Origin of the sequence: Yinghuangia sp. YIM S10712, from assembly GCF_051388935.1 — a bacterium.
GTDB lineage: Bacteria > Actinomycetota > Actinomycetes > Streptomycetales > Streptomycetaceae > Yinghuangia.
In genome coordinates, this window is the sequence record NZ_JBPKBI010000050.1 from 1 (window position 1) to 2,262 (window position 2,262).

The following is a 2,262-nucleotide window of genomic DNA, read 5'->3' on the forward strand; positions in this document are numbered from 1 at the left end:
GAAGTTCATCTGCGCGAGCATGCCGCCCGCGTTCATGTCCTTGACCCGCTCGTCCACGTCGTAGCAGCCGGGGCGGATCTCGTCGAGGCCCTGGGGTTCGAGGCCGTACTCCTCCTTCGGGCGCCCGGCGACGGCGTTGAGTGCGGAGTTGGTGATCACGGTGTCGCGGAACTGCCAGACGTCCGTACCGTCTTCGCGGTGCACCAGGCGCGGGGCGTCGTCCTTGTAGCGCTCCGGGAGGTGGTTAACGAACATGTCCGGCGGCTCGATGATGTGGTCGTCGACGCTGATCAGGATCATGTCATCGCGGTGCATGGGACCGTCTTCCCCTCTTGTCGCAGGCCGCCCCCGAGGCGTGCTCCGCCTCGTCGCCCGCGCCGGGCCTGCCGATGTGCGGCATTAGTCTGCCTCCGAGTCGATGCGATAGTGCGGGCGAAGCAAACCGTACGACTGAGTACGGTTATAGGTCAATGAGTTCCGCACGGGAGCAGGGGCGAGCATGCCGTGGCTCGGCGGTGACATTTATACAGACGGAGTCGTGCAGTAATGGGTGAGTCCAAGGCGAGCAGCACACGACCGCGTGCCGGCGGGCGGCCGACGTCGACCGAAGCGGCCCGGCTGACGGAGCGGCTGCGACGAGCCGCCTTCGACACGTTCCTGGAGCACGGCTACGACGCCACCACCATGGAGGCCGTCGCGCAGGCCGCCGGCATCACCAAGGGCACGCTGTACTCCCGCTATGCCGACAAACGCGCGCTGTTCATCGCGGTCACCAAATGGGCGCTGACCCGTCACGAACGCAGTGAACCGGTCGCCGAGCCGCTGCCGGACGATCTCGCGGAGGCGCTGACGGTGATGGCGCACGCGATCCTGGCCCGGTCCGTCGACCCGGACCTCGTGCGGCTCAGCCGCATGTCGATCGCGGTGGCCGGGCGCTTCCCCGAATTCGCGGCAAGCTCCCAGGCGGTCACCTGGACCCCGCGCATCAAGGTGCTGATCGACCTGCTGCGCCGCCACCAGCAGGCGGGGACCATCGCGGTTCCCGACATCGAACTCGCGGCCGAGCAGTTCTTCGCGCAGGTGGGCGCGATGCCGGCCTGGCTGGCCGCGTACGGCACGCAGCGCTCGCCCGAGGACGAGGAACGGCACATCCGGCACGCGGTGCGGCTGTTCCTGAACGGTGTGCTCGTGCGGCAGGAGGGTGGGCCGGCGCTTCACGGCACGGTTCAGCCCGTGTCGGAGTCGACACCTGAGCCGACGCCTGAGCCGACACCGCGGCCGTCGTCTCAGCCGCCCCCCGAGTCGTCCGCGCACAAGGCAACCGCGCGTGCCGTGGCCGGCGATGTCGGTGCGACGCCGACCCCGCAGTACCGACGCGTCGGCAACAGCGGCCTGCGCGTGTCGTGCATCGGGCTGGACGCCACGGTCTTCGGCATGCCCGGTTCCGGCTGCGACGAACGGACGGCGGTCGAGCTCATCCACCGGTATCTCGACGCCGGCGGCAACCTCGTCCAAACCGCCGACACGCACGGTGTCGCGGAGGAGATCTGCGGTCGCGCGTTGCGAGACCGGCGCGGCGACGCCGTCCTGGCCACACGAGTCGCGCCGCCGACGACGAGTGACGGTGTGAACAGCCGCCGACACATCCGCGCCGCGTGCGACGCGAGCCTGCGCCGGCTCGGGACGGACCACATCGATCTCTACCAACTGCACGTCGACGACCCGTCCACGCCGTTGGAGGAGACGATCGGCGCCCTGGACGAACTCGTGCGCGCCGGAAAGGTGTTGTACGTCGGGGCAGCGAACCTGCACGCGTACCGCCTGATGAAGGCGCTGGCGGTCAGCGACCGGCTGGGCCGTGCGCGTTTCGTCTCGTATCAGGGCCGATACGGGTCGGCCGTACGGGACTTGGAGCGCGAGCACTTCCCGCTGCTGGCCGAGGAGGGGGTGGGCTTCATCAGCGAAGGCGCTTTCCCGGTGGGCACGACGGAAGCCGGCGAACGCCGCGACCGGGCCACCGCCGTCCACCGCATCGCCGCGGAACTCGGTTGTACGCCCGGGCAGTTGGACCTCGCCTGGCAGTGCACGCGCCCGATCGCCTCGGTGCTCGTCCAGGCCCGAACCCCTGCCGAACTCGACGCGCACCTTGTGGCGGCCGGGATCACGATGCCCCCGGAGGTCGCAGCCGAACTTGACCGGTGGGACGAACCGGTGCGCTGACCGGACAACCCCACCAGGCTGCCGGGGGGGGGAGGGAACCAG

At 69.8% G+C, this 2,262-nt stretch carries 1 protein-coding gene and 1 pseudogene; one reads left to right on the plus strand and one right to left on the minus strand.

Annotation, left to right across the window (positions count from 1 at the left end):
• A pseudogene (locus ACRX5W_RS32920) lies at positions 1 to 315 on the minus strand (amidohydrolase family protein); the annotation flags it as partial.
• 231 nt (positions 316 to 546) lie between these two features.
• Here ACRX5W_RS32920 and ACRX5W_RS32925 point away from each other — a divergent pair.
• On the plus strand, positions 547 to 2,220 hold the full coding sequence (locus ACRX5W_RS32925; RefSeq protein ID WP_436792069.1) for an aldo/keto reductase: 1,674 nt from the start codon (positions 547 to 549) through the stop codon (positions 2,218 to 2,220).
• Positions 2,221 to 2,262 lie beyond the last annotated feature (42 nt).

Bases quoted from the DNA above. Each gene is read 5' to 3' on its own strand.
- ACRX5W_RS32925 (WP_436792069.1), top strand. From the start codon at position 547: ATGGGTGAGTCCAAGGCGAGCAGCACACGACCGCGTGCCGGCGGGCGG.